The sequence below is a fragment of the Pelobacter seleniigenes DSM 18267 genome (genome assembly GCF_000711225.1).
In the GTDB taxonomy this organism is placed as follows: domain Bacteria; phylum Desulfobacterota; class Desulfuromonadia; order Desulfuromonadales; family Geopsychrobacteraceae; genus Seleniibacterium; species Seleniibacterium seleniigenes.
In genome coordinates this window covers 757,460-780,421 of the sequence record NZ_JOMG01000002.1, presented here as the reverse complement: position 1 = coordinate 780,421, position 22,962 = coordinate 757,460, and the positions used below count along the sequence as shown (strand labels likewise).

The 22,962-nt window shown below is 53.6% G+C and carries 23 protein-coding genes and 1 tRNA gene; 9 read left to right on the top strand and 15 right to left on the bottom strand.

From position 1 onward, the window contains the following. The first annotated feature begins 4 nt into the window (after window positions 1-4). A complete protein-coding gene (serA, locus tag N909_RS0106235) occupies window positions 5-1,597 on the top strand; it encodes a phosphoglycerate dehydrogenase (protein WP_029913028.1) in 1,593 nt (530 codons plus the stop codon). Between the two features lie 116 nt (window positions 1,598-1,713). On the opposite strand, the gene N909_RS0106230 is transcribed toward serA, so the two are convergent. The 3 genes from N909_RS0106230 to N909_RS0106220 are packed head-to-tail and all read right to left on the bottom strand — an operon-like array spanning window position 1,714 to window position 4,361. Continuing rightward, window positions 1,714-2,550 carry a menaquinone biosynthesis family protein gene (locus N909_RS0106230; protein WP_084167530.1) on the bottom strand — a complete coding sequence of 279 codons (837 nt, stop codon included), beginning with the start codon at window positions 2,548-2,550 and terminating at the stop codon, window positions 1,714-1,716. After that, window positions 2,547-3,272 (bottom strand): futalosine hydrolase, encoded by a 726-nt coding sequence (mqnB, locus tag N909_RS0106225; protein WP_029913023.1) that lies wholly within the window; start codon window positions 3,270-3,272, stop codon window positions 2,547-2,549. The genes N909_RS0106230 and mqnB overlap by 4 nt, the downstream gene beginning before the upstream one ends. Before the next feature lie 3 nt (window positions 3,273-3,275). Then, the gene (locus N909_RS0106220) at window positions 3,276-4,361 is read right to left on the bottom strand and encodes a hypothetical protein (protein WP_029913020.1); all 1,086 of its coding nucleotides are present in this window, start codon (window positions 4,359-4,361) and stop codon (window positions 3,276-3,278) included. 270 nt (window positions 4,362-4,631) lie between these two features. Here N909_RS0106220 and N909_RS0106215 point away from each other — a divergent pair, with 270 nt between their 5' ends. From N909_RS0106215 to N909_RS0106185, 7 genes are all read left to right on the top strand, one after another. Then, entirely contained in the window at window positions 4,632-5,126 is a 495-nt protein-coding gene (locus N909_RS0106215; RefSeq protein ID WP_029913017.1) for a roadblock/LC7 domain-containing protein, read from the top strand. Window positions 5,127-5,139: 13 nt separating this feature from the next. Then, on the top strand, window positions 5,140-5,727 hold the full coding sequence (locus N909_RS0106210) for a GTP-binding protein (protein WP_029913014.1): 588 nt from the start codon (window positions 5,140-5,142) through the stop codon (window positions 5,725-5,727). Window positions 5,728-5,798: 71 nt separating this feature from the next. Next, window positions 5,799-5,874, top strand: a tRNA-Asn gene (locus N909_RS0106205). A 245-nt stretch (window positions 5,875-6,119) separates the two neighbouring features. After that, on the top strand, window positions 6,120-6,416 hold the full coding sequence (locus N909_RS0106200; RefSeq protein ID WP_029913009.1) for a type II toxin-antitoxin system RelE/ParE family toxin: 297 nt from the start codon (window positions 6,120-6,122) through the stop codon (window positions 6,414-6,416). A 2-nt stretch (window positions 6,417-6,418) separates the two neighbouring features. Next, window positions 6,419-6,736, top strand: a complete 318-nt coding sequence (locus N909_RS0106195) for an addiction module antidote protein (RefSeq protein ID WP_029912999.1) — start codon at window positions 6,419-6,421, stop codon at window positions 6,734-6,736. A gap of 46 nt (window positions 6,737-6,782) precedes the next feature. Then, the gene (locus N909_RS0106190) at window positions 6,783-7,328 is read left to right on the top strand and encodes a hypothetical protein (RefSeq protein WP_029912997.1); all 546 of its coding nucleotides are present in this window, start codon (window positions 6,783-6,785) and stop codon (window positions 7,326-7,328) included. Beyond that, window positions 7,322-9,712 carry a TOTE conflict system archaeo-eukaryotic primase domain-containing protein gene (locus N909_RS0106185; protein WP_029912994.1) on the top strand — a complete coding sequence of 797 codons (2,391 nt, stop codon included), beginning with the start codon at window positions 7,322-7,324 and terminating at the stop codon, window positions 9,710-9,712. The genes N909_RS0106190 and N909_RS0106185 overlap by 7 nt, the downstream gene beginning before the upstream one ends. Before the next feature lie 399 nt (window positions 9,713-10,111). On the opposite strand, the gene nhaA is transcribed toward N909_RS0106185, so the two are convergent. Further along, window positions 10,112-11,314 (bottom strand): Na+/H+ antiporter NhaA, encoded by a 1,203-nt coding sequence (gene nhaA / locus N909_RS0106180; protein ID WP_029912990.1) that lies wholly within the window; start codon window positions 11,312-11,314, stop codon window positions 10,112-10,114. A gap of 469 nt (window positions 11,315-11,783) precedes the next feature. Here nhaA and N909_RS0106175 point away from each other — a divergent pair, with 469 nt between their 5' ends. Further along, a complete protein-coding gene (locus tag N909_RS0106175; RefSeq protein WP_029912987.1) occupies window positions 11,784-12,116 on the top strand; it encodes a PilZ domain-containing protein in 333 nt (110 codons plus the stop codon). Between the two features lie 26 nt (window positions 12,117-12,142). Here the strand turns inward: N909_RS0106175 and gspN are convergent, their stop codons facing one another. From gspN to gspD, 11 genes are all read right to left on the bottom strand, one after another. Continuing rightward, the gene (gspN, locus tag N909_RS0106170; RefSeq protein WP_029912984.1) at window positions 12,143-12,994 is read right to left on the bottom strand and encodes a type II secretion system protein GspN; all 852 of its coding nucleotides are present in this window, start codon (window positions 12,992-12,994) and stop codon (window positions 12,143-12,145) included. Next, entirely contained in the window at window positions 12,991-13,527 is a 537-nt protein-coding gene (gene gspM / locus N909_RS0106165; protein ID WP_029912981.1) for a type II secretion system protein GspM, read from the bottom strand. The genes gspN and gspM overlap by 4 nt, the downstream gene beginning before the upstream one ends. Further along, on the bottom strand, window positions 13,524-14,912 hold the full coding sequence (gspL, locus tag N909_RS0106160; RefSeq protein WP_029912978.1) for a type II secretion system protein GspL: 1,389 nt from the start codon (window positions 14,910-14,912) through the stop codon (window positions 13,524-13,526). Before gspL ends, gspM begins: the two co-directional genes overlap by 4 nt. A 5-nt stretch (window positions 14,913-14,917) precedes the next feature. Further along, a complete protein-coding gene (gspK, locus tag N909_RS0106155) occupies window positions 14,918-15,886 on the bottom strand; it encodes a type II secretion system minor pseudopilin GspK (protein WP_029912975.1) in 969 nt (322 codons plus the stop codon). After that, complete coding sequence (locus N909_RS0106150; protein WP_155005880.1) at window positions 15,886-16,548, bottom strand: type II secretion system protein GspJ; 663 nt, start codon at window positions 16,546-16,548, stop codon at window positions 15,886-15,888. Before N909_RS0106150 ends, gspK begins: the two co-directional genes overlap by 1 nt. Beyond that, window positions 16,514-16,909 carry a type II secretion system minor pseudopilin GspI gene (gspI, locus tag N909_RS0106145; RefSeq protein WP_155005879.1) on the bottom strand — a complete coding sequence of 132 codons (396 nt, stop codon included), beginning with the start codon at window positions 16,907-16,909 and terminating at the stop codon, window positions 16,514-16,516. The genes N909_RS0106150 and gspI overlap by 35 nt, the downstream gene beginning before the upstream one ends. A 74-nt stretch (window positions 16,910-16,983) precedes the next feature. Beyond that, window positions 16,984-17,547 carry a prepilin-type N-terminal cleavage/methylation domain-containing protein gene (locus N909_RS0106140; RefSeq protein ID WP_029912967.1) on the bottom strand — a complete coding sequence of 188 codons (564 nt, stop codon included), beginning with the start codon at window positions 17,545-17,547 and terminating at the stop codon, window positions 16,984-16,986. Beyond that, window positions 17,513-17,953: a type II secretion system major pseudopilin GspG gene (gspG, locus tag N909_RS0106135; protein WP_029912964.1), complete on the bottom strand. Its 441-nt coding sequence runs from the start codon at window positions 17,951-17,953 to the stop codon at window positions 17,513-17,515. The genes N909_RS0106140 and gspG overlap by 35 nt, the downstream gene beginning before the upstream one ends. Window positions 17,954-17,994: 41 nt before the next feature. Beyond that, a complete protein-coding gene (gene gspF, locus N909_RS0106130) occupies window positions 17,995-19,209 on the bottom strand; it encodes a type II secretion system inner membrane protein GspF (RefSeq protein WP_029912962.1) in 1,215 nt (404 codons plus the stop codon). A gap of 2 nt (window positions 19,210-19,211) precedes the next feature. Further along, window positions 19,212-20,909 carry a type II secretion system ATPase GspE gene (gene gspE / locus N909_RS0106125; RefSeq protein WP_029912960.1) on the bottom strand — a complete coding sequence of 566 codons (1,698 nt, stop codon included), beginning with the start codon at window positions 20,907-20,909 and terminating at the stop codon, window positions 19,212-19,214. A 4-nt stretch (window positions 20,910-20,913) separates the two neighbouring features. Then, window positions 20,914-22,956, bottom strand: coding sequence for a type II secretion system secretin GspD (gene gspD / locus N909_RS0106120; RefSeq protein ID WP_029912957.1), 2,043 nt, complete (start codon window positions 22,954-22,956; stop codon window positions 20,914-20,916). Window positions 22,957-22,962: the final 6 nt, after the last annotated feature.

The following is a 22,962-nucleotide window of genomic DNA, read 5'->3' as shown; positions in this document are numbered from 1 at the left end:
GAGCATGAAAGTTCTGATTACGGATGAAATATCCGAAAGTGGTCTGCTTCCTTTGCTGGAAGACCCCCGGATTCAGGTTGATAAAAAATTGGGTCTGTCGGTTGCCGAACTGCATGAGGTTATCGGTGGTTACGAAGCCGTCATTACCCGCAGCGGAACCCGGGTCGATGAAGCTTTGCTGAGTCATGCTCACAATCTCAAGATTGTCGCCCGGGCCGGTGTCGGTATTGACAATGTCGACGTCGATGCTGCCAGCAGCCGGGGGATTATCGTTGTCAATGCCCCTTATGGCAATGTGAACTCCGCAGCGGAGCATACCCTGGCCCTGCTGTTGTCCTTGTGCCGCAACATCCCGGTTGCCAACGCCAGCCTCAAAGCAGGGGACTGGCAACGTGCGCCCTTTACCGGCCGCGAGCTGAAGGGGAAGACGGTCGGGATTATCGGCCTCGGGAAAGTCGGCGGCCGGGTGGCAAGACGTTGCCGTGCATTTGAGGCCAACGTTATTACTTATGACCCATATATCTCCGAGAAACGGGCGGAAGATTTCGGGGTTAAACTGGTCTCGCTGGAAGATGTCATTCGCTTCGCCGATATTATCACTGTCCATACCCCGTTGACTGCTGAAACCCGCAATATGATCACCGCCGAACATTTTGAGGGGATGCAGGACGGAGTGATCCTCGTTAACTGTGCGCGAGGCGGTATTATCAACGAAGAAGCGATGCTCGCGGCGCTTGAGAGCGGCAAGTGCGTCGGTGCCGCCTTTGATGTGTGGAGCGAAGAACCGCCGCGGAGCGAAGTTCTGCGCAAACTGATTGCCCATCCCAATATGCTGGTCACGCCTCATCTTGGTGCAAATACTTTTGAAGCGCAGAAAAATGTCGCAGTCGACGTCAGCATGGAAATTGTCAATTATGTCGACGGCAAACCGATGGCAAGCGCTGTCAATATCCCACGCTTTGATCCGGACCTGATGGAACACATGAAGCCGTATATGTCGCTGGTTTCGATTCTCGGCACTTTCATTTCCCAATTGGCGCCGCCGAATCCCAATAAAGTGACCTTTACCTATAACGGAAAACTGGCCCGCTTCGACTGTACGCCGTTAAGTGTCAGTGGCCTCGCGGCGCTGTTGAATCGGTGCTCGGACCAGGAAGTCAATATGGTCAATGCCGGGCTGGTGGCACGGGAAATGGGGATCGAGGTTGAGTCGGTCCGCTCTACTGAGACGGAATCCTTTTCCAGTTTGATTACTCTGGCTCTGGAAAGCCCCGAAGGGCGGCGGACTATCGCCGGGACCCTGTTTGAAGGGACGCCGAAAATCGTAAAAATGCGTAACTTTGCGACCGACTTCCAACCGGAAAAAAATATGCTGGTGATCAACTATCTGGACCGCCCCGGTCTGATCGGTAAAATCGGGACGATCCTGGGTGAGGCCAATGTCAATATCGGGAACATGAACCTTGGTCGCCGGGAAAAAGCCGGGGAAGCCATGGTGGTGTTCTCGGTCGATTCGCCGGTTGATGATGAAACCCTGCAGAAGGTTGCCGAAGCGGTCGACGCTCGCTTTATTAAAGCGGTGCATCTGGATGTCTGAAAGAAGGGTCCTCTTTCCGAGGGGACTGTTTTCAATGCATTAACAAAGAAAGGCGGCTGTCATGGCCGCCTTTCTTGTTGCAGGTCTTGGTAAAGAACTTTCGCGATCAACTCAATTCATGAAACCAGCAAAGGGCAGGAACTCGGGGGGATAATCCCGCGCTGTTCGGCGCGTTCAAACAGATGAGTCACTGCCGCGATCCCCTGCTCGCCAAGATCGATGGAAAAGTCATTGACATAAAGGTCGATGTGACTGCTGATCACCGTGTCGTCAAGTTCCTGGGCATGCTGCTTGATGTAGGAGCGGGGATCTTCGGGGTGGGCGAAGCCATATTCAATACTGCGGCGCAGTGCGGCATCCACTTTGCGAATCACCTCTTCACCCAGACTGCGTTGGGCCAGGATGCCACCCAGTGGAATCGGATGACCGCTGTCTTCTTCCCACCATTGCCCCAGGTCCAGAACCTGGTGGAAACCGTGCTGTTGATAGGTAAAGCGGGATTCATGAATGATCACGCCGGCAGCGGCCCGTCCTTCTTTCACTGTGGTCATGATCTGGTCAAAAGGTACAATCAACAGGTCTTCATACCCTTCCGAATAGAGTTGCAGGAGCAGATTGGCGGTGGTCAGTCGGCCGGGGATGGCTATCCGTTGACCGCGCAGCTGAGCCATGCTGGTCGGCTGCGCGGCAATGACCAGCGGGCCACAGCCTCGGCCCAAAGCGCCGCCGCTGCGCAGCAGGGCATAATTGTCACGCAGATGGCCCAGGGCATGATAGGAAATCTTGGTCAGTTGGAGCTGCCCTTGTAAGGCGAGTTGATTCAAGGTCTCCACATCTTCGAGGCGTTCCTGAAATGAAATGCCGGCGCAAGGAGTTTTTTGATGAATCAGCCCGTAAAAAATAAAGGTGTCATTGGGACAAGGGGAGTAGCCCAGGGTCAGTTTTTGGTTCATGGCCATTGTCCTGTTGCTGTTTGGTGGAAAAGGTTCAGGATTGCTTCCTGGGCGATTCTCGCTCCCAGTGGCAAGTCCCAATGTGCCTTGTCGTGGGTTCCGGTGGGGTTGGAGATTCCGCGGACTTCCAGGAGCGGGCAGCCGAACTCGGCACAGACGCGGGCCGCCGCCGCTCCCTCCATGTTTTCGCAGATGCCGCCGGTCCGTTGGTGCAGGTTGCGGCTCAGTTGTTCCTGGCCGCTGCAGCAATTGACCGTCACAAAAGAGCCGGAACGAGTGCTGGGAAGACAGTTCTGAGCCAATTGGAGCAGCTTCGGGTCGAGTGGCAGCGTCTGTTGCAGGGGTGGGGTCAGACGGGCATCCTGCGGGATGTTGAGCTGTTCAAATGGAATAAAGCCGCTGCTGGTCTCAACCCCGGTGTCGCCAAAAATTTCAGCAGTCGCCAAGGCGAGGTCACCGACCTTGAGGCCGCTGCCCGGATAGGCGCCACCGCATCCGCAAAGCATGACCGCCTGCGGGGTATGTTCGAGCAGCAGCCGGGTTAACTGCATCGCCATGTTGGTCTGGCCGATGCCGCCATGTGCCAGCAGAATCTGGTGGCCTGACAGTTGCCCGCTGATAATCTCGGTCGACCCGCAAGACAGGGTTCGGGCGGCGGAGATTTCCTGTCGCAAGAGAGTTGTTTCAAGGGGGACAGCGGCGATCAGCAGGATCATGGTCATTGCTCAGCGCTTAAACCAGCCGTAGCGGATCAGGTCACGCCGTAGATCGCAGCCCTGATTGCGGACAACCCCCTGGTACCAGAATCGTTCGTTTTTCAATCTGGTTTCGCAGGGCGCATCGAGGCGTTTGCGGTTGTCGATCAGGATGTTCTTGAAGGTCAGGTCCGGTTCGTAGACGATCTGGCTGATTTTTTCCGCCAGGGCCGGGGGGGCCAGTTCAATCACCAGTTGGATGGTATCCCGGATTTTCAGCCCCTGCTTGTATTCCCAGAGATCGCCATCAAAGCTGTGTTCGCATTCGGTGACAAAGTCACTCCAATCCAGCAGCAGGCCGCCGAATTCGGCATCAGCAAATTCATGGTCGGCCAGCTTCTGTTGGACCAGCTGGGCTATTTCTTCCTGTTCTTTGCGGGTCAGGAAAAATGACAGCCCTTCCTCAACTTCATACATGTTGAGGATGTCAGTCAGTTCTTCACAGAAAATAACGGCATCCAGGTCGTCTGTGCTGAATTGCGCCAATGACGGAGGCAGCTGTTCACGGGGCAGGCTGAGCAGTGACAAATGATCATGGCCGAAGTCCTGGGGCAGGATCAGCCGCTCCCGATGCGGAATGCCCAGTTGTTGGAAAAAGGTGCTGATGCGCAGATGATTGTCGGTAAAAAAAGTCAGGACCTTTTCCTCGGAATAGAAGAACTCCAGCCCTTTACGATTGTTGGCCAGGCCAAAACCGACAAAACCGTCATGAACCAGGCGCTCAAGATAGGGCAAGACCGCGTTGATGATGACCTCAGTCGGCAAGTAGGGAGAATAATAGACCGCCGGAACCGGTCGTTCCGTGGCGCCGCTTGGTCTTAACAGGAGGGAATCATCCGGATAATATTCCAGGATGAAAAAGGCTTCTTCGCCGAGAAAACGGGAAAACTGGGTAAAGATACTCTCCACTCGGTCAGCGGCGGCGACAGCGGTGAACCGGTAGGCGTTCTGGCAGTCTTCTAATAATGCGTATTCGAAGCCTTCGCGCTGCACGAGCCGTGGGCCATCATTTTTCCAGCGGCGCAGGCCAATCGGTAATAAAGTCGATTTTTTCAAGCAAGATCCCTTTTCATTGTCCTGCACAGTTGCCCTGGTTCGCAATGCCAGACGAACTCCGCTTTGATCGCGAATTACGCGAGCCCTGCAGCAGATATGATCACAATGAATAAGTAGAAGATTTTGGGGCATAAGTCAACCTGCGCAGTGCTCGTTTTCGGGAGTGGCTCACGATGAGCTAACTTTAAAATTCTATGATTAAGCCCTTGATATGAAGAATATTAAATGTTATAAATGCAAGCGGGTTTAACCTTCCAAAAGGAGTATTACATGCTTGGTCACCAGTCATCCCTGGTCATGTATGATGAAGAGTACCAGAGGATTCTGCTATTACTGGAAAAGCTGCTGCGTGAATCAAATTCCAAAGTTATTTTTCTGGTCGATAAAAATGGGCAGCTGATTGCTTCGACGGGAGAAACTGCTAATCTCGATACAACCAGTCTGGCCTCGCTGACGGCTGGAAATATTGCAGCGACCGGCGGCCTGGCAAAGCTGATTGGCGAAAAAGAATTTTCGATTTTGTTTCACGAAGGCGAAAAAGACAATATTCACATCTCTATAGTCGGTGGGCGCGTTATTCTGGTGGTTATTTTTGACCAGCGCAGCTCTCTTGGCCTGGTGCGGTTAAGAGTAAAAAAAGCCGGACTGGAACTGGGAACGGTTTTCGAAGAACTGGCGGATAAAGCAACCAAGGTTTCGAGCATGGCGACGGCCAGTCCGTTTGCCGAAATCACCGACGATGATATAGATAACCTCTTCAATTGACCAGGGTTGCAAGATGTCCTTCATTAATTATGCATCGCGCGAAATCAACTGTAAGATCGTTTATTACGGCCCTGGTTTGTGCGGAAAAACAACCAATCTTCAATATGTCTACAACAAGACCGCTGAAGAGTCCAAAGGGAAGATGATCTCACTGGCGACAGAGACCGAGAGGACCCTGTTTTTCGATTTTCTGCCTTTGGCTTTGGGCGAAATCCGTGGTTTCAAGACCCGTTTTCATCTTTACACCGTGCCCGGCCAGGTTTTTTATGATGCGTCGCGTAAATTGATCCTGAAAGGGGTCGATGGGGTTGTGTTCGTTGCTGATTCACAGGAAGAACGGCTTGACGCTAATATCGAGAGTCTGGAAAATCTGAAGGATAACCTGGAGGAGCAGGGCTTCGATATCGAAAAAATTCCTTTCGTGATTCAGTACAACAAACGGGATCTGCCCAATGTCACATCCGTTGAAGAACTGAGCAGCTTATTGAATCCACGTCGGGTTCCCGAACTGGAAGCCTGCGCCATGAGTGGTGAGGGGGTTTTTGAAACCCTGAAGGCCATCGCCAAACTGGTCCTCAACGATCTCAAAAAAGGGGCCTGAGAAACTTCTGGAAAAAACTCTTGACAGCAGAGTGGCAATCCCATATATTCCCACTCCGCAACGAGCTTTATTCCCTCTTAGCTCAGTTGGCAGAGCATCTGACTGTTAATCAGATTGTCGCTGGTTCGAGCCCAGCAGAGGGAGCCATTATAGAGGCGGCCGATTTCCTACGTGAAATCGGCCGTTTTCATTTCTTGTCCCAAAGCAACATCCCGTTGGAAATTTTCTAAAATTGAATAAAATATGTAAAATCGGGCAGTTAATGAGTTCGAGCCCTGCATGGCCTTTTTTGGCTATGGTCCAAGAGTAAGGACGTTTGATTTGTTTTGGATATGGCATTTGTCAGCATTCTGAAACTTGACTGTCTGTAATCGTTCGATTACAATGCCACTATGTATACGATAAAAACTCTCCCTGAATTTGATGATTGGTTAGGCGGTATCAAAGACCGCATGACCAGATTGAGGCTCGCGCGTAGGTTGGATAGGGCGGCCAATGGTAATCTTGGAGATATCAAGCCTGTCGGTGATGGTATCTATGAAATGCGGGAATTTTTCGGTCCGGGCTGGAGAATGTACTATGTACCGCGGGGGGACGTTTTGATCGTGATGCTTGGTGGTGGTAGCAAGAGTTCGCAGCAAGCTGATATCACCAAGGCTAAACAAAGATCGGCATTGCTGGAGGATTGACAATGAGTGCAAAAAAAATAAAGATTTCAGATCTCCCAGAATTCGACATGGCACAACAACTCAAGAGCGAAGAGGATATTGCCGCTTATATAAGCCTTGTCATTGAAGATGGTGACGCAGCTGAATTGGCCCATGCTCTTGGTGTCGCTGCAAAGGCCAGAGGTATGGCTGAGGTGGCGAAAGAGGCAGGGTTGACTCGGGAAGCACTTTACAAAGCATTGCGCCCGAATGCTAAACCACGTTTCGATACCATCAATAAGGTCTGCTCTGCCCTTGGTGTTCGTTTAAAAGCAGAGCCAGTCCACAACTCGCCCAAATGACTCCTCCTTAACTTTTGGGGGCCTAAAAACGAAGGTTGCGGAACTCATGACGAAACAGAGAAAGAAGAAACCTGTCTGGAGCGATCTTAAACGCTATCTTGCAAATCTTGATCGACCGGCGTTGCTCGGACTGATTCAGGACCTCTACTCTGCTAACAAGAATAACCAAGCTTTTCTCCATGCGCGCTTCTCCATAGGTGAAGATGTGCTCGGACCGTACAAGGCCACCATTGATCGCTGGGTTTGTCCGGACGTGATGAATAATCAGGACATATCGACCTCCAAGGCTAAGAAAGCGATCTCCGATTACAAGAAGGCGATAGGTCGTCTGGAGGGTATAGCGGAGTTGAGCGTCTTTTATTGCGAATCCTGTGCAACTTTTCTCGGTTTCTGCTGCGTGGATTACGAAGAATATTTTAATGCATTGGTGAGCATGTTCGAGCAGGCGCTGAAAGCGATTGTGGCGCTTGAGCAAGGTCAGCAGGTAATTTTTATTGAGCGGCTCGAACGTGTTTGGAAAAAAGGCCAGAACTGGGGATGGGGTGTTGGCGATGATATGGGCGATCTGATGGCGGAGTATGGGATTTGCTGAAGAATGATCCGCGGATAAATGAACAGCATGAGTTACGGCGGCTACGCGAGGAGAATGCCCGCCTCAAGGAACTGCTGACTAGTCATGGTATTGCTTGGGGAGAGCCAGCCATATCTGAACCTGTTCCCTCCACAACGGAATCCCCACCAGCCCAGCCCCATTTTACCACCGATGACAAGATCGCCCTGTTCCGTCGCCTGTTCCGAGGACGGGAAGATGTCTACCCCCAGCGTTGGGAGTCGACTAAGGGCACGTCCGGCTATTCACCCGCCTGCGGCAATGAATGGAAGCCCGGGGTTTGCCACAAGCCTCGGGTGAAATGCAGCGACTGCAAACAGCGCAAGTTGCTGCCGGTAACTGATAGGGTGATCTATGACCATCTGGCGGGGAATCAGACCATCGGTGTCTATCCTCTTTTGACTGATGACCGCTGTTACTTTTTGGCGGCTGATTTTGATGAAGCCGACTGGAAGGAGGATGGCAAGGCCTTCCTGCAATCCTGCCGGGAGCTCAGTATTTCGGCGGCGCTGGAGATTTCCCGTTCAGGGAATGGTGCTCATGCCTGGATCTTTTTTTCCGAGCCGGTTCCGGCCTGCGAGGCTCGGCAGCTCGGGTCCGCATTGATCAGCCATACCTGCGACCGTACCCGGCAATTATCGCTTGCGAGCTACGACCGCCTGTTTCCTAATCAGGACTCAATGCCCAAGGGCGGCTTCGGTAACCTGATCGCATTGCCATTGCAGAAGCTACCGAGAGAGTTGGGGCACAGTGTTTTCGTTGATGAACAACTCGAGCCTTATCCTGATCAGTGGGCATTTCTGGCGTCCATTTGTCCAATATCGCGACGAGACCTAGAAGGTGCTATGCTGAGGGCTAGCAGCGGCCGGCATCCTCTGGATGTGTCATTTGCCACTGAAGAAGAAGGCAGTAAACCCTGGCAACGTCCTTCACTCATGCCCGCGAGAATTGCCGGTCCGCTACCGAAATTGCTGCCACTGGTGCTGGCTAACCAGATTTTCATTGCAAAAGCCGACCTACCACTGCCGCTGTCTAACCGCCTTATTCGGCTTGCTGCTTTTCAGAATCCGGAGTTTTACAAGGCCCAGAGCATGCGACTGCCGGTGTGGAACAAACCACGCATCATTGGCTGTGCCGAGAATTTCCCCCAGCATATTGGCCTGCCCCGGGGCTGCCTTGATGCGGTTCTAGAGTTGTTACAGGAGAACGACATCTGTCCCGGACTGCAGGATAAGCGCTTGGACGGACGGAGAATGACGGCTAAGTTCATTGGTACCTTGCGCAAGGATCAGAAGACAGCGCTGCGGGAGATGCTCAAACACGAGGTCGGCGTGCTTTGCGCCCCGACGGCCTTCGGCAAAACAGTTGCCGCTGCTGCTCTGATTGCTTGGCGTAAAGCCAGCACACTGGTCCTTGTCCACCGGACTGAATTGCTGCGCCAGTGGCAGGAGCGACTGGCAGGATTTTTGGAAATCCCCAAAGGAAGTTTGGGTGTCATCGGCGCCGGCAAAAAGAAGCCCTCCGGCAAGATCGACATTGCCGTCATGCAGTCATTGTCGCGGCGGGAAGACCTGGGGGAGTTGCTTGATCAGTACGGGCAGATCATCATCGATGAATGTCATCATCTGTCAGCCTTTTCCTTCGAGGCGATCCTAAAGCAGGCTAAGGCGAGATATGTGGTGGGTCTGACCGCTACCCCGATACGTCGCGATGGCCATCAGCCGATTATTTTCATGCAATGCGGGCCGATACGGCACAGTGCATCAACGCCAGAAACAGCCCCCGCGCAACTGGAGGTCAGGCCAATAGTTCTACCTGCGCCCGAGATGCCGCAGGATTCACAGATTCAGGATGTGTTCCGCATCCTCGCCAATGATGTGACCCGCAATCGACGTATCGCTGGTGATGTGTTAAGCGCCTATCAGGAAGGAAGAAAGGTGTTGGTGCTCACCGAGAGGACCGATCATCTGCCGCTCTTGCGAGAGATGCTGGGAAATGAGGTCGAGTACTGTTTTATCCTGCATGGACGCTTGACGAAAAAACAGCGAAGATCGGTGTTTGAAGAACTGGAGGCATTGGATGAGTCCGCCCCGAGAGTTCTGCTTGCCACCGGGCGCTTGATCGGTGAAGGTTTTGACCATCCACCGCTCGATACGTTGGTACTGGCCATGCCTATTTCTTGGAGGGGGACCTTGCAGCAGTATGCCGGCCGTCTACACCGAGAACACACAGATAAACAGAATGTTCGTATTTACGACTACGCCGAGATCGATCAGCCACAACTTGCTCGAATGTGGAACAAACGTCAGCGTGGCTACCGAGACATGGGATACGTAGTCAAGCCAATTAAGAGTGTTATTGTATGAAAAATATGCTTACCGCTACCTTTGTGAGTACAAGTATCGCTTTAACCGTTGTTTCGACCTGGCTGCATACCTACCCAAAATAGGCAACATAAGACTATGCTTTCAACGAATAGAAACTGACTCAATCCAGTGCCCAGATTCAGACAGAATGGGGAGCCATTATAAAACAAGGGCTTACGGTTAATAGCTGTAAGCCCTTGTTGTTTATATGCCTTTTCCTATCTTCCTGACAACATCTGCGAAACAGCACTCCATGTCGATGAAATTCCGGTCAAACTGCTGCGAACAAGCAGTTAAATAAGCCGCAACAGCTGCAGTCGTTATTCTTGAATTTTGAAAAATTGACTCTGACCGTGCGGATTTCTTTTCCGGCGCAGGATTATGTTCAAAATAACCGGTTCAGAGTTGTGTCTGGGTTTTTCGGTTGCGTCTGTCAGCCTGTTGCAAAATCAGGTAGCCGAACAGGCCGGACAGCAGGGAGCCTGCCAAAATGCCGATTCGGTGGGTGGTCAGGTAGGTTCTGGCGTCTCCACCGGTATGCTGAAAGGCCAGCCCGCCGATAAACAGACTCATGGTAAACCCTATCCCACATAAAGCCGCGACTCCAGCCATATGCTGCCAGGTCGCAGCGATTGGTAACCTGGCCATTCCCAGTTTTATTGCCATATAGGAAAACCCGAAAACGCCCACCAGCTTACCGACCAGCAATCCCAGCATAATGCCCAGAGGAACCGATTGAAAAAGAGTGTCGAAGCCGATGCCGGTCAAGGGGATTCCGGCGTTAGCAAAGGCAAAAACAGGCAAAATAAAGAAACTGACCCAGGGTTGCAAGCTATGTTCGAGCGTCTCCAGCGGTGAATGCCCGGAATTGTCTTTTCCGTGCAACGGAATGGCAAACGCCAGCACTACCCCTGCCAGGGTCGCATGAACTCCGGATTTTAGGACCAGGACCCAGAGCAAGGCACCGACCCAGAGGTAGCTGGCAAGGTAGGTCACCTGCAAGCGATTGAGAACAAAGAGGATGGCGACACAGATGGCAGCGAGAACCAGCATGATCATGGATAGATCGCTGGAATAAAAGAGGGCGATAATAATGATGGCCCCCAGATCGTCCATGATGGCCAAAGCCAGCAGGAAGATTCTCAATGATGACGGCACTCGCTTAGCCAATAAGGCCAGAACGCCAAGGGCAAAAGCAATGTCTGTTGCTGCAGGGATTGCCCAGCCGTCCAAGGCAATAGAGTCGCCATGGTTGAGCAAGGCGTAAATACAGGCCGGGATCAGCATGCCCCCCAACGCTGCAGCACCGGGCAGGATGATTTGCTCTTTGCTGGAGAGTTGTCCGATGAGAACTTCCCGTTTCACCTCCAGGCCGATGAGAACAAAGAAAACCGCCATGAGCCCGTCGTTTATCCATAGCAGCAGGGGTTTGGCGATATGCAATTGGTTGCCGAGCCTGACTTCAAAGGGGGTGTCAAGAAAGTAATCATACACCCTGGCAAAAGGTGAGTTGGCAAGAACAATAGCAAGGAGTGTGGCGATCATCAACAGGATGCCAACGGAGGATTCTTTTTTGAAAAAAAGGGCAATGGTTTTAGCCATATCGCAATACCATTCAGAATGATGGAAAGTTATTTGATTTTCACTTGAGAGAGAAATTGATAAGTGTAAATAATACCAAATAGGTAGGTAATTGCAACGAGCTGCAAACCAAGCCGTTCGGGATATTCTCCTTGTGCGGCAACGCTGCTCTCAAGCAGAATCGTGCCAATCCACCGAGAGACCTCAGGGCTGGATCGCCTTCGCTATGATAGGATCGGCAGGGCTGATTTTACAAACGCGTCCAGCTTGAATTCTGTCGAGATGGGTGAGGAGCTGCTAAAAAGGCATCTTCCGCAGCAAAGAAATGTTATGATTTGTAACAAATTGGTAAACGACGCTTCCGGGATGACGACCGGGACAGAGGTTATCGTTCTTTCAATAAATTGTGGTCTTTCCCATCGGGGCGAATAACGATTTGCAGGGCAGGGGAAGACTTTGACAAGCCGGTGTCAGAAAGGAGACCACCCTGATGGCTGAACAGCGTGGCCAGGAACGCAAGCGGAAGCGCTTGAAAGTCCGATTCGGCATCGATGAAGTTAAACGGATGGCCTTTACCGGAGACACCTCTTTAGATGGGTTATTCCTGATCACCGGGCAACCGGAGGCTCCCGGGTGCAGGGTGCGGTTGGAAATTCACCTGCCTGATCAGACCCGGGTCCTGGCCGAGGGGCAGGTGCGCTGGGCCAAGAAAGTTCCCCCTAATCTGGTTCGTCTGGCCAATAAAGCCGGTATGGGGGTCAGGTTTCTGCGCTTTGAACAAGGTCGCCAGGATTATCTGGACTATATTTCCGGGCTGCGCTGAGCGGCAGTCACACTGTGGATGCGGGGTCAGTTGACGGTCGGTCTTGCCATATTCCCACTGACCCGCAGTTCATACCCGCCACCGGACCGTTCGTGAGCGGCCAGTTTTAAAAGTTCGACCAGCGCCGGATCAACTCCCGGTTGTGGGTCTATTTCGAGGCGCAGACTGAGCATGCTTTTGGCTGGACTGGAACCGACGCGCAGGTTGCCACGGCCGCTGACCGCAAAATCCCCCCCTGCGGCACTCAATGTCTCAATTCTGAAATTCTGCCCGCGGCCGCTCGCTTTCAGGGTGATTGTGCCCAGTTTGAGCATCGCGGTGGTTTTACCGGTTTCGGCAACATTGACATTGGCCAGGGTCAGATCAATGCGGCTGGGGGAGGTCTGATCCAACGGAACCGTCCCTTCGACATGAGCCGCGGAGAGCACTCCCGACACTTTCATGTTCCAGCCGTTTTGGAGTGGAAAGTCCAGCTTCAGTCCATCAGCACTGGCCTGCAGGCTGCCGTTCCGATACAGATCGGCCTGCAGTTGGCCGTCCAGCAGCCGGCTGTCCAGATGCAGGCCGGGATTGCCGGAAAACAGCGACAGCCATAACGGAGTCAGGTCAAACGAGCTGATTTCGACCGGAGGCCAGAGATCCTTCTGCGACCGCACCACCACGCCGGTGCCTTTGACTTTCAGCAAGCCAAGGCTGATGCTCCCGTCGTCAATGGCAACCTGCCCCTGTTTTTCGATTTCCCTGGCCAGGCGTTTTTCGAGGATTCCGCTTGGAAATGAGACGGCAAGACCGATCAGCAGACCGAAAATAAACAGAATCAGGCCAATGGAAAATAATTTCAGCCAATGGAATTTGATGGGAGAGCCCAGTTTCTTCATCGATTCTTCCTGAATACGGATACGGTCATGGTGAGATCTGTTTGAGCCGGGTTGTCGAATCTTTGCTTGAGCCGCAGATTTTTGATCTGCATCTGGGTCTGGGCAGACTCGACTCCCCAGAGCAACTGCAGCACCTGCTGCAAGGACAAACGCTCCAGTTTGACATCCAGGTTTTCAATATGGATTTCACCCTGGGTTTGGGCCGGCTGCGGGCGAATGTAGCTCAAGTTTTCGCGACTGCCGATGCGTGAGGCGATATCTTCAACCATGGCCAGTGCGGAAACACCGCTGCGCTTGACCAGCTTGCTTTCGGCACGGTTCATCTGCCCTTGCAGGGCCAGATACTCTGCCTGCAACGCCCTGACCTGATCGATTTGTTGATATTTGGTGGCAATAGAGCGTTGAGCCCGGCTCAGAGCGTTGCGGTAGGGGTCGTAGACACCGTAGATGAGCACAACCACAACGATAAAAACAGCTCCGACCAGCAACAGGATTTTTTCCCGCCGCTCCAGTTGCGCAATCCGGTTGATCATGATCCTGCACCTTCCTTGGCAAGTGTCAATATCAGGCGAAAGTTGATTTTATTCCCTTTGAGGGCCATTTGGGCATCTGCAACCTGTACCTGGGTGAAGAGCGGGGAAGCGGTCAGTTGTTCAGTGATCTGGTTGACGGCTTCAAAGGAGGTGGTGCTACCGGAAACTCTGGCTTCTGTGGGCGTATAGTTGAATTCCTGGACTTCAAGAGCCACGTTTTCCACCATGTCCGAAACCGTTTTCAGGACCTCCAGGGCCTGGGGTTGAGTTCCGCCGACCAGACTGCTTTTTTCGCGCAGGTCGTTGATGGCGCTCTGCATCTGCAGGGGGACATCGACAATGGTATTGGCGTTGGGGAAAGTCTGCCGATAGATATTGACGATTTCCCGTTGCAACTGGTCGGCTTCGTTCAGCTTGATCCGATATTTCAAGCCGGCGGCGGCGCCAATGACTGCGACTGTCAGGAGGGCCAGCGCCGCGGTGGCCCAGAGGGCCCTTTTCAGCTTCTGCCACTCCCCTTTCAGGGCGAATGCTCCCTGGCGGAAGTTAAAGGATTTTTTACTTTTGCCGGCCCCTGCCCGGAAAGCCAATGCCGTTGCCGGGAGATAGGCCGCAGGAATCGTCTGGCCGGCCAGAGTCATGGTCAGCTCCTTGACGATGAGCTCCTGCTCCAGCAACAGGTCGGTGAATTCTTCGGCAAGCGAATCGCCGATCAAATAAATGTGCTTGCTCTGGTCAGTCGCCTTGGAGACCAGCGCCTGGACTTCCCGCACGGCGCGGGGGGCATTTTTTTTGCTCAGTTTTTCCGGCAGCAGGCGGTACTCGGCCAGTGACCCCTGGCTGAGCCGGGAGATGGTTGTTTCCTGACTGGTTGCAGCGACCAGAATGCCGTCGGTGATTTGTTCTTCCAGCCCATAGAGCAGCGCATAGGGTTGCAGATCAAGGGTATGCAGGGGCATCCCAAAATCTTCGGTCTGGGTGAGGATCTCCTGGACGATCCGCTTCGGCACCGCCGCCGCAGTGACCAGGGTCTGTTCCTCGGCTTTCACCATGTTGGGAAGCGCGGCTGTCGCACAGTCTTCAATGGCGACGGGAATCTGGGCACTGAGGGTAAAGGGCAGGGCCGCGAGGATCTTTTTGGTTTCGCTGAACGGGAATTTCAATTCCCTCACATAGGCGGATTTTGCCGGCAGCGCGGCGGCCAGGCGATCGCCTATTTTGAAGTCGCCGTCAAGATTTTCGGTCAACTCGGCCAGCTGCGCCGACAGGTCCTGACGATGGCTCTCCAGCAGCTGGATTTTGCTCAACTCTCCCCGGTCGTAGTCGAGTACCGCCAGGTAGGTGCAGCGGGGACTGATGTCAAGGCCGAAAAAACGTTTTGCCATAGTGTCTATTCCACTCTGATAAAAAGAAGTTGGTTGTTTTTCTTGTCGACTTCTGCAACCAGCCGTTGCCGGCCGTCGTTGACCATGGCTTCCGAGTCAATTCGATAATAGCGGCTCTCGGTTCCCAACAGGTCCTGGTTGGCCAGGCTCTTCAATATGCTGTAGGCCTCATCGGTCAGCAGACTTTCCAACTCGGTCATTTTTTCAATGGGGCCGTCCTGGCGACGCTCCAGAATGACCTCGATCGTCTGTTCATCAAGCTGTGAACTTAACGACAGCAAGACTTTGTCGCTGGCGGTATTGATATTGATCTTATTACTGCCGTTCACCGTCAGGTAAGGGGCGACGATATTCACCACTTCCTGGGAAAATCCTTTGATCAGCAGCAGTTCATCCATGGATTCCAGCGGTCCGTTTTTACACGAATAGCCGTTTGCAAGACCCTGATAATAATCGTTCTCGGCCCCTGACACCGGAATATCGAGGTTGTCAGTCTGGATCAACTGGTAATTTTGGCTACCACTGTCAAGCCAGTCGATCAGGGCTGCGACCAATTCTGCCGGATTAGCCAAATGCTCGATTTCAAGTGACGAGAAGAGGCGATAGAAGCGGTCAACGACCACGGTTTGCGGGTTGTTCCCATTAACCAGTTCGTTGATGGCCAGCTTTCCGTCAAGATCGGTGATGGCCACCGAGACCGCTCCTTGTCCAACCGGGTAACTGATGATCCCCGTGTGCCAGAGTTCGTCGGTGGAATCATAATCGTTTTTATCCGCCTTCAGCAACATCCGGCCGGCAGCAATCCCCCCCTTTGCTAGGTAATAGGCCTTGGTACTGTCGCGAAAGGTCTCAGTCAGCCGCTGATCGACCAGGGTTGAATAGGACAATTCCATCAATAACGAGGTCAGCAGGGTAATAATCACCAGGACCAGCAGCAGAGCCATGCCGTTTTGATTGTTACGCAGCACTGCCATTACTGACTCTTTTCCGGAATCGTGAACGCCGATAGAAACGGGATGTCGGCGTTCTCTCCGTCCTGAAAGCGGATTTCCATTTCGACAATTTCGGGCATTCCGCTGGTCTTCGAGTCCCAACTGTCATGCCAGCCGGCATCCGCATAATAACGCAAGGTCATCAGGCGAATCCCCTTCACCAGGCGCATTGCCGTGGGTGTGCTGTCGGATTCTCTCTGAAACAGGGGCTGCTCGGTGCGCAAAATGACTTTGCTGCCGTCTTCGGCTTCCGTGTCCTCAACCAGGGTATATCTTATCAGGGCAAACCCTTTGCCCTGGCTGCTCAACGGTGACGCTGTGGTTGTGCTCAGCTCCAGGTAGAGTTCGCCGTCCGCAGTCTTGCCCCCTTGGAAAATACTGTCCCGGTTGGAGCTGCTTAAATAGGCACCATGCAGTTCACGACCGAAGCGGTCGAAAACAACCCGGGCGCTCTGATAAATTTCACTGGCAGCGTCGAGTTTGTTCTTGGCCGTACTGACCGATGAAAAGACGCCGTAAACCGTGGCAATCGTTATCGCGATAATGGTGACCGCAACCAGGACTTCGATCAAGGTGAAGCCCTGCTGTGACTGGCGCCCCGGGCGATATTTAAAAGATGAAAGAGTCAATGGTGACCGCTTCATTGCTGTCTTCTTCACCCCAACTGACCGTGACGCTGACCATTTTGATGGATGGCAAGGGGGTATCTGAATAATCCACCCGCCACTTGTAGGCTTCGTTGGGTTTGTCAAATACGCCGGTTTCCTTATCCTGCTGGAAGGCATTCCCGGCAGAAACTTCAATTTCACTGATCTTGTATTGGGCCAGCAGCGTGGCCTGGGTCATGCGCTGCAAACGCTCATGAACGGCGATGCTGCGGTTCCCCAGGCTGAGCAGGGCCGTCAGCGCGATACTGATGATGGCCAGGGCGATCATGATCTCGAGCAGGGTGAAGCCGGCCGAGCCTGTGGGTGTTGCGGTTTGTGCGCGAGTGATTTTCGTCATGAAAATCCCTGTGTCCGAATGCGTTTCCAAGTTGTTGTGCAATCTCCTGTCGTGAAACTCCGGCTGGGCAAGTCTCAATTCACCTGGAAGTCCCGGTAGCCGGCGAATATTTCACTGCTGCCGGTCAACGGGTTCACGCGCAGGGTCAATGCGTTCTTGTTTGAATCCTGCAGATGAATGATGGTCTCTTCCAACCAGCCCGTCGGGTGAATGCGCACCGTCACCTCTCCGGAGCTAAAGGTTCCCCGGCCGGGCAAGGAAATATCGCTAAAGCTGACTCCGTCTTTCAGTGTTGCGTTGCCGGTCGAATCGTCCAACTCGCCGAGGGTTCCGTCCGTTTCCAGAATTTCCGCGCGGTAGCTGTGCTCTGCGAAGTTGAAAACCAGGCGATGTTCCTGTCCGGACAATGCCGCTTCGTTGTAAAGATACTTCATGGCCCCAGCCAACCTGCGGGCCGAACCGCGCAAGTCGCCTTTGCCGATTTGTGAAAACAGCGGGACGCTGATCACCGTAAACAGGCTGATCAGCAGCACGACAATCGCCAGTTCGATCAGGGTGAAACCGGCGGACCCTGTGGCTCGCCGCCCGCTGGAGTGAGATGGATCAGTCCAGCTCCCAGCTGTTGATGTCGGCATCATAGCCTTCTCCTCCCGGCTCACCGTCAGCACCGTAGGAAATCAGGTCGAAATTCTTACTGTGCAGGCCGGGCGACAGATAGACGTAACTGTTGTTCCAGGGGTCAAGAGGAACCTTTTTGAGGTAGCCCCCATCGGCATATTTCTGCGGGATACGACCGGTATCCGGAATAGTCACCAGCGCTTGAAGACCCTGGTCGGTCGACGGATAAAAGCCGTTATCCAGTTTGAACATGCCAAGCGCCTCTTCGAGCCCCTTCATATCGACCTTGGCCTTGGTCACTTTGGCCTGATCCGGCCGATCCAGGAGCTTGGGGACGACGATGGCGGCCAGAATGCCCAGAATGACGACGACAACCATAATCTCTATCAGGGTAAATCCCCGGTTGTTGGTATACGCTTTTTTCATGTTGACTGACTCCTTGATGTTCTTCTCATTGAAAATAATGCTCAGAAGCCTTGGCTGGCTTCGAAAATCGGTAGCAGAATTGCCAGAACGACAAATCCGACCACCGTCCCCATCACCAGGATCATGATCGGTTCAAGCAGAGACAGCAGGCCGGTGATGGATAAATCGGTTTGATGCTCATAGGTATCGGCCAGGCGAAAGAGCATCGGCTCCAGTTGGCCGCTCTTTTCCCCGGCTGCGGAAATCTGGGCGAGCATGGGGGGGAAAGCCGCTGAATTTTTCAAACTTCGCGCCAGTGATCCGCCTTCCTGGACCTCTTTGCGGGCGGTTTCCACCGCTTCGCGCAGGACCCTATTGTTCAACAGGGTCCGGGTGATATCCAGGGCTTTGAGCAAGGGGACGCCACTTTGCAGCAGCGTTCCCAGGGTTCTGGAAAAACGGGCGGTGGCTATAAACAGGTTGAGGCGTCCGTAGAGCGGAATTTTCAGGCTTAAGCGGTCCATTTTCAGCCGTCCTGCCGCAGTGTTCCGATAGCGGCGCAGCCCGGCCAGAGCCAGCGCGACGCCGATGAGCAGCAACCACCACCAATTGGCCAGGGTCGAACTGAGGGTGATCAGCATCTGGGTCGGCCAGGGGAGCGCCTGGCCCATTTCGGTTAACATGCCGGTGATTTTGGGAACGACGAAAATAAACAGGAAAATCAACACGCCGGTTCCCACCACGGTCATCAGGATGGGGTAAGCCATGGCGGCCTGAATACGCGATCTGATGCGCGCCTGTTCATCCAGAAAATCGGCCAGGCGGTTCAGAACCTGATCCAAAGTGCCGCTGTTTTCTCCGACCTGAATCATGTTGATAAACAGGTCCGGAAAGACCCCGCTATGTTCGCCGATGGCTTCGAAAAAAGGAGAGCCCTGGAGAACCTTTTCCCGAATGCTCATGAATGTGCTGCTCAGGGCTGACTGATCGGTCTGATCGGCAACCGTGGCCAGGACCTCGTCGAGGGGGATGCCTGCCCCGAGCAGGGTTCCGAGTTGCCGGGTTGCCGCCGCCAACTCAACGGGAGAAATTTTCCGTCGCAGACTCAGGCGCCTTATTCCGCCGCTTGACGAGGCTGCCGCCATCTCTTTCAGATCGGTCAGGAAAACGCCCTGCTGGCTGAGTTTCTGCATGACCGCTTTGCGGCCGGTGCCGTCAATTTTCCCACTGACCTTGCGTCCCTGAGCGTCGAGGCCGGAATACTCAAACAGAGGCAAAATCAGACCTCCTCTTGGGTAACGCGCAGGACTTCTTCAAGGGATGTTTCGCCTTGCAGGGCCTTGGCCAGGCCGGCCGCACGCAATGGCTGCATGCCGTTTTGCATGGCTGCTTTACGAATCGTGGCCGCGTCCTTGTTCTTCAGCAACAGATCTCTGACCTGGTCGTCGATGGGAAGCAGCTCATAAATTCCGGTTCGTCCCCAATATCCGATATTCATGCACCTGTCACAACCGCGGCCCTTGAAAAAGACCGAATTGGCTGGCAGCCCTTCGGCACCAAGCTCCCTGAGAAGTTCCCGCGGTGGTTGGTATTCTTCACGGCAGTGCGGGCAGATTCGCCGTACCAGCCGCTGGGCCATGATGCCGACGACACTGGACGCTGCCAAAAATGGCTCGATGCCCATTTCGACCAGCCGGGTCAGCGCCCCGGCGGCGTCGTTGGTATGCAGGGTGGAAAAAACCATGTGGCCGGTGAGGGCCGACTGGATAACGATTTCAGCGGTTTCCTGGTCACGAATCTCGCCGACCATGATGATATCCGGATCTTGGCGCAGGATGGATCTGAGTCCGTTGGCAAAGGTCAGGTTGATCTTGGCATTAACCTGAATCTGGCCGACTCCCGCCAGCTGATACTCGATGGGGTCTTCAACGGTGATAATATTTTTTTCGCGTTGATTGAGCCGGGTCAGGGCGGAGTACAGTGTGGTCGTCTTGCCCGAGCCGGTGGGGCCGGTGACCAGAAAGACGCCGTGGGATTTGCCGATCATGCCAATAACCTGCTGCAGCAGGTCATCTTTCAGACCAACTTCTTCCAGACTCAGCACATTGGAAGTTTTATCGAGCAAACGTAACACCACCCGTTCACCAAAGGCGGTCGGCAAGGTCGAGACCCGCACGTCAATATCGCTGCCGGCGACCCTGACCCTGAATCGTCCGTCCTGGGGCAGGCGTTTTTCCGCGATGTTCAGCTGGGACATGATCTTGATCCGCGACACGATCCCGGCGTGAGCTTTGAGCGGCGGCTGATGGACATCGTAAAGGATGCCGTCGATGCGGTAACGAACCTGTAATTCTTTTTCAAAGGGTTCGATGTGAATATCGCTGGCACGTTCTTTATAACCCTGGGTGATCAGGCTGTTGACAAAGCGGATGATTGGAGCCTCATCCGAGGTATCGAGCAGATCCTCGGGCTCGAGGTTATGGATCAGATCCGAGCCGCGATCCCCTTCGATTTCTTCAATGACATCGGAGGTCCCGCCAGCGGTTTTTTCGTAACTGCGATTGATGGCACGGAGAATTTCCTCGGCCGTCGCCACGCAGGGCTCGGCAATCGTTCCGGTTAAGGTGGCCAGGTCGTTCAACAAGGAGGAGTCGAGGGGGTCGGCCATGGCCACCAGCAGGCAATCTTCAACCCGTTTGATCGGATAGAATTTTTTCTCCTTGGCAAAGCCGATGGGAATCTGTGCGACCAGATCCTCCAGGGCGGTCTGCTCGGGGAGGGTCTGGAAAAACTCAAGATTCTGCTGGGCGGCCAGAGCCCGGGCCAGGGTTTCCACTGAGATGGATTTTTTCTTGAGCAGCATTTCCCCCAGCCGCAACCCTTCCTGGCGTTGTTCCTGCAGCGCGGCGTCGATGTCAGTCTGGGCAACGGCAAAATCTGCGTGGAGGATCTCTCCTAATAGGCGCCATTTCGTCATAGCTTTATTTCGCATCCCCATCGGCTTGGGGTGCTTTGGGGGTGTTATTTTGGATCGCCTCCTGATTGAAGTCATTCGGCAACGTTTTGCGCTGCTCTTCGGTCAACAACTCTGCGGCTTTGGCTCTGTTCTGCTCGGTGATTTCCGCGACATCATCGGCATCTTTAACAATGGTCGGGGTAATGAAGACCAGCAGATTCTTCTTTTGTGACGTGGTCGATTTGCTTTTGAACAGCCAGCCGATGACCGGAATATCGCCGAGCAACGGAACCTTGGTTTCGTTCTTGGTGACCTGGTTATTGATCAATCCGCCAAGAATAATCGTTTTTCTGCTCTGGGCCAGGACCGTATTGCGGATCACCCGTTTGGTCAGGGTCGGGCCGTTGGTATCCGATTGTGAATCCTCCTTGACGCCGGTCACTTCCTGATAAATGTTCAGGCGCACCAGATTATCTTCGATAACCTGAGGAGTAAATCTCAGGGTCAGAGCTGCATCCTGCCGTTCGACAGAGACCGTCACGTTGGTCGAGGTGGTATCGGTCAGTTTTTCAGTAACAATGGGAACGTTGTCTCCGACGATGATTTCCGCCTCCTCGTTGTCGGAGGTCAGCAGGCGTGGTGCAGAGAGAATATTCACGTCGTCAGTCGTTTTGGACAGATTGATCAGGGCTGAAATGGCAGGTACTGTCATCGCTGTTCCGTCCGGGCCGGTCACGGTGATGGTGTTGAACAAACCACCGAGCAGAATGCCGTTTACGCTTTGACTGAGCAGGCCTTCCGAAGAGGTCAAATTCCCCAGGGTGGTGTTACTCCCGGTGCCGGCAAAAATGGCGCTGTCACTGCCGACATCGATCGCCCCGGTCAGCGAGGTGCCCAGTGCCTTGGTCGCATCCATGGACAGTTCCAGAATCAGCGCTTCGACATAGACCTGTTTGCGCTTGATGTCGAGCTTGCGGATGATGTTTTTGATGGCCGCATAATCCTTTTGCTGGGCATTGATGATCAGGGAATTGGTCGGTTTGTCCGCCGTAATCGTGACCGGCTGGGATGAAATGGCCGATGAACTGTTGCTGGTCGCCGGCGTTTTGGTGGTATCCTTTTGAGTCTGGGCAGCCTTGACCCCGGTCAGGATTTCGTTAAGGGTTGCCGCCAGGGTTTCGGCATCGGCGTTCTCCAGGTAATAAACGTTGATATCCGCTTCCTCTTCGCCGACCTCCTTGTCGAGCAGGGCGACCAGATTTTTGATTTTCGCCAGGTCCTCAGCATTAGAGACCACGATTAACGAATTGGTGCGAGGGTAAGGGAGGATCTTGCTGCCATTTTCCTGGGTGGTGGAGATCTTCTGGTTGCTGCGCCGACGCGTGGCCGTGGCCTGTTCTTCCAGGATATCCTGGGCGATTTTTGCCACTTCTTCGGCATTGGCGTATTTCAGCGGGATGACTTCCAAGTCACCGGAGGAATCCGGTTTGTCAAGCTTTTGCAGGATTGTGACCATGCGATCAATGGTCGCTGCGGTTTCGGTCAGGATCAGGGTGTTGGTCGGCGCATAGGTGATGATGTTACCGGTTGCCGGCATGAGCGGCGCCAAAACCGCGGTGGCGACGGTATCGACATCCAGGTATTCCAGCCGGACCATGCGGGTGATGAACTGATCACTGGAATTGCTGCGGCCGTTGCTGTAGACCGGCAACCCTTCCTGGCGGGCCGTTTTGGTGGAGACAATTTTATTCACTTTGCCCGAAGGAACAATGGTGTAGCCCTTGACATTCAACACGGTCAGAAACAGTTGATAGGTTTCATCAAGGGTCATGGTTTCCGGGGAGACGATGGTGACTTTTCCTCTGACGCTCTCATCATAGAGAAAATTTTTGCCGGTCAGTTCACTGACGGTGTTGATCAGGTCGGTCAGTTCGACGTCTTTAAAATCAAGAGTGATCCGTTCCTTATCGGCCGGGGCCGAATAGGCCGGTCTGAGCAACGGCGGGTACGCCAGCAGCGTCAGCAAGGCAAGCAAAGTCAGGGTGTGGCTCAATTTTATGAAATTCACTTGAGA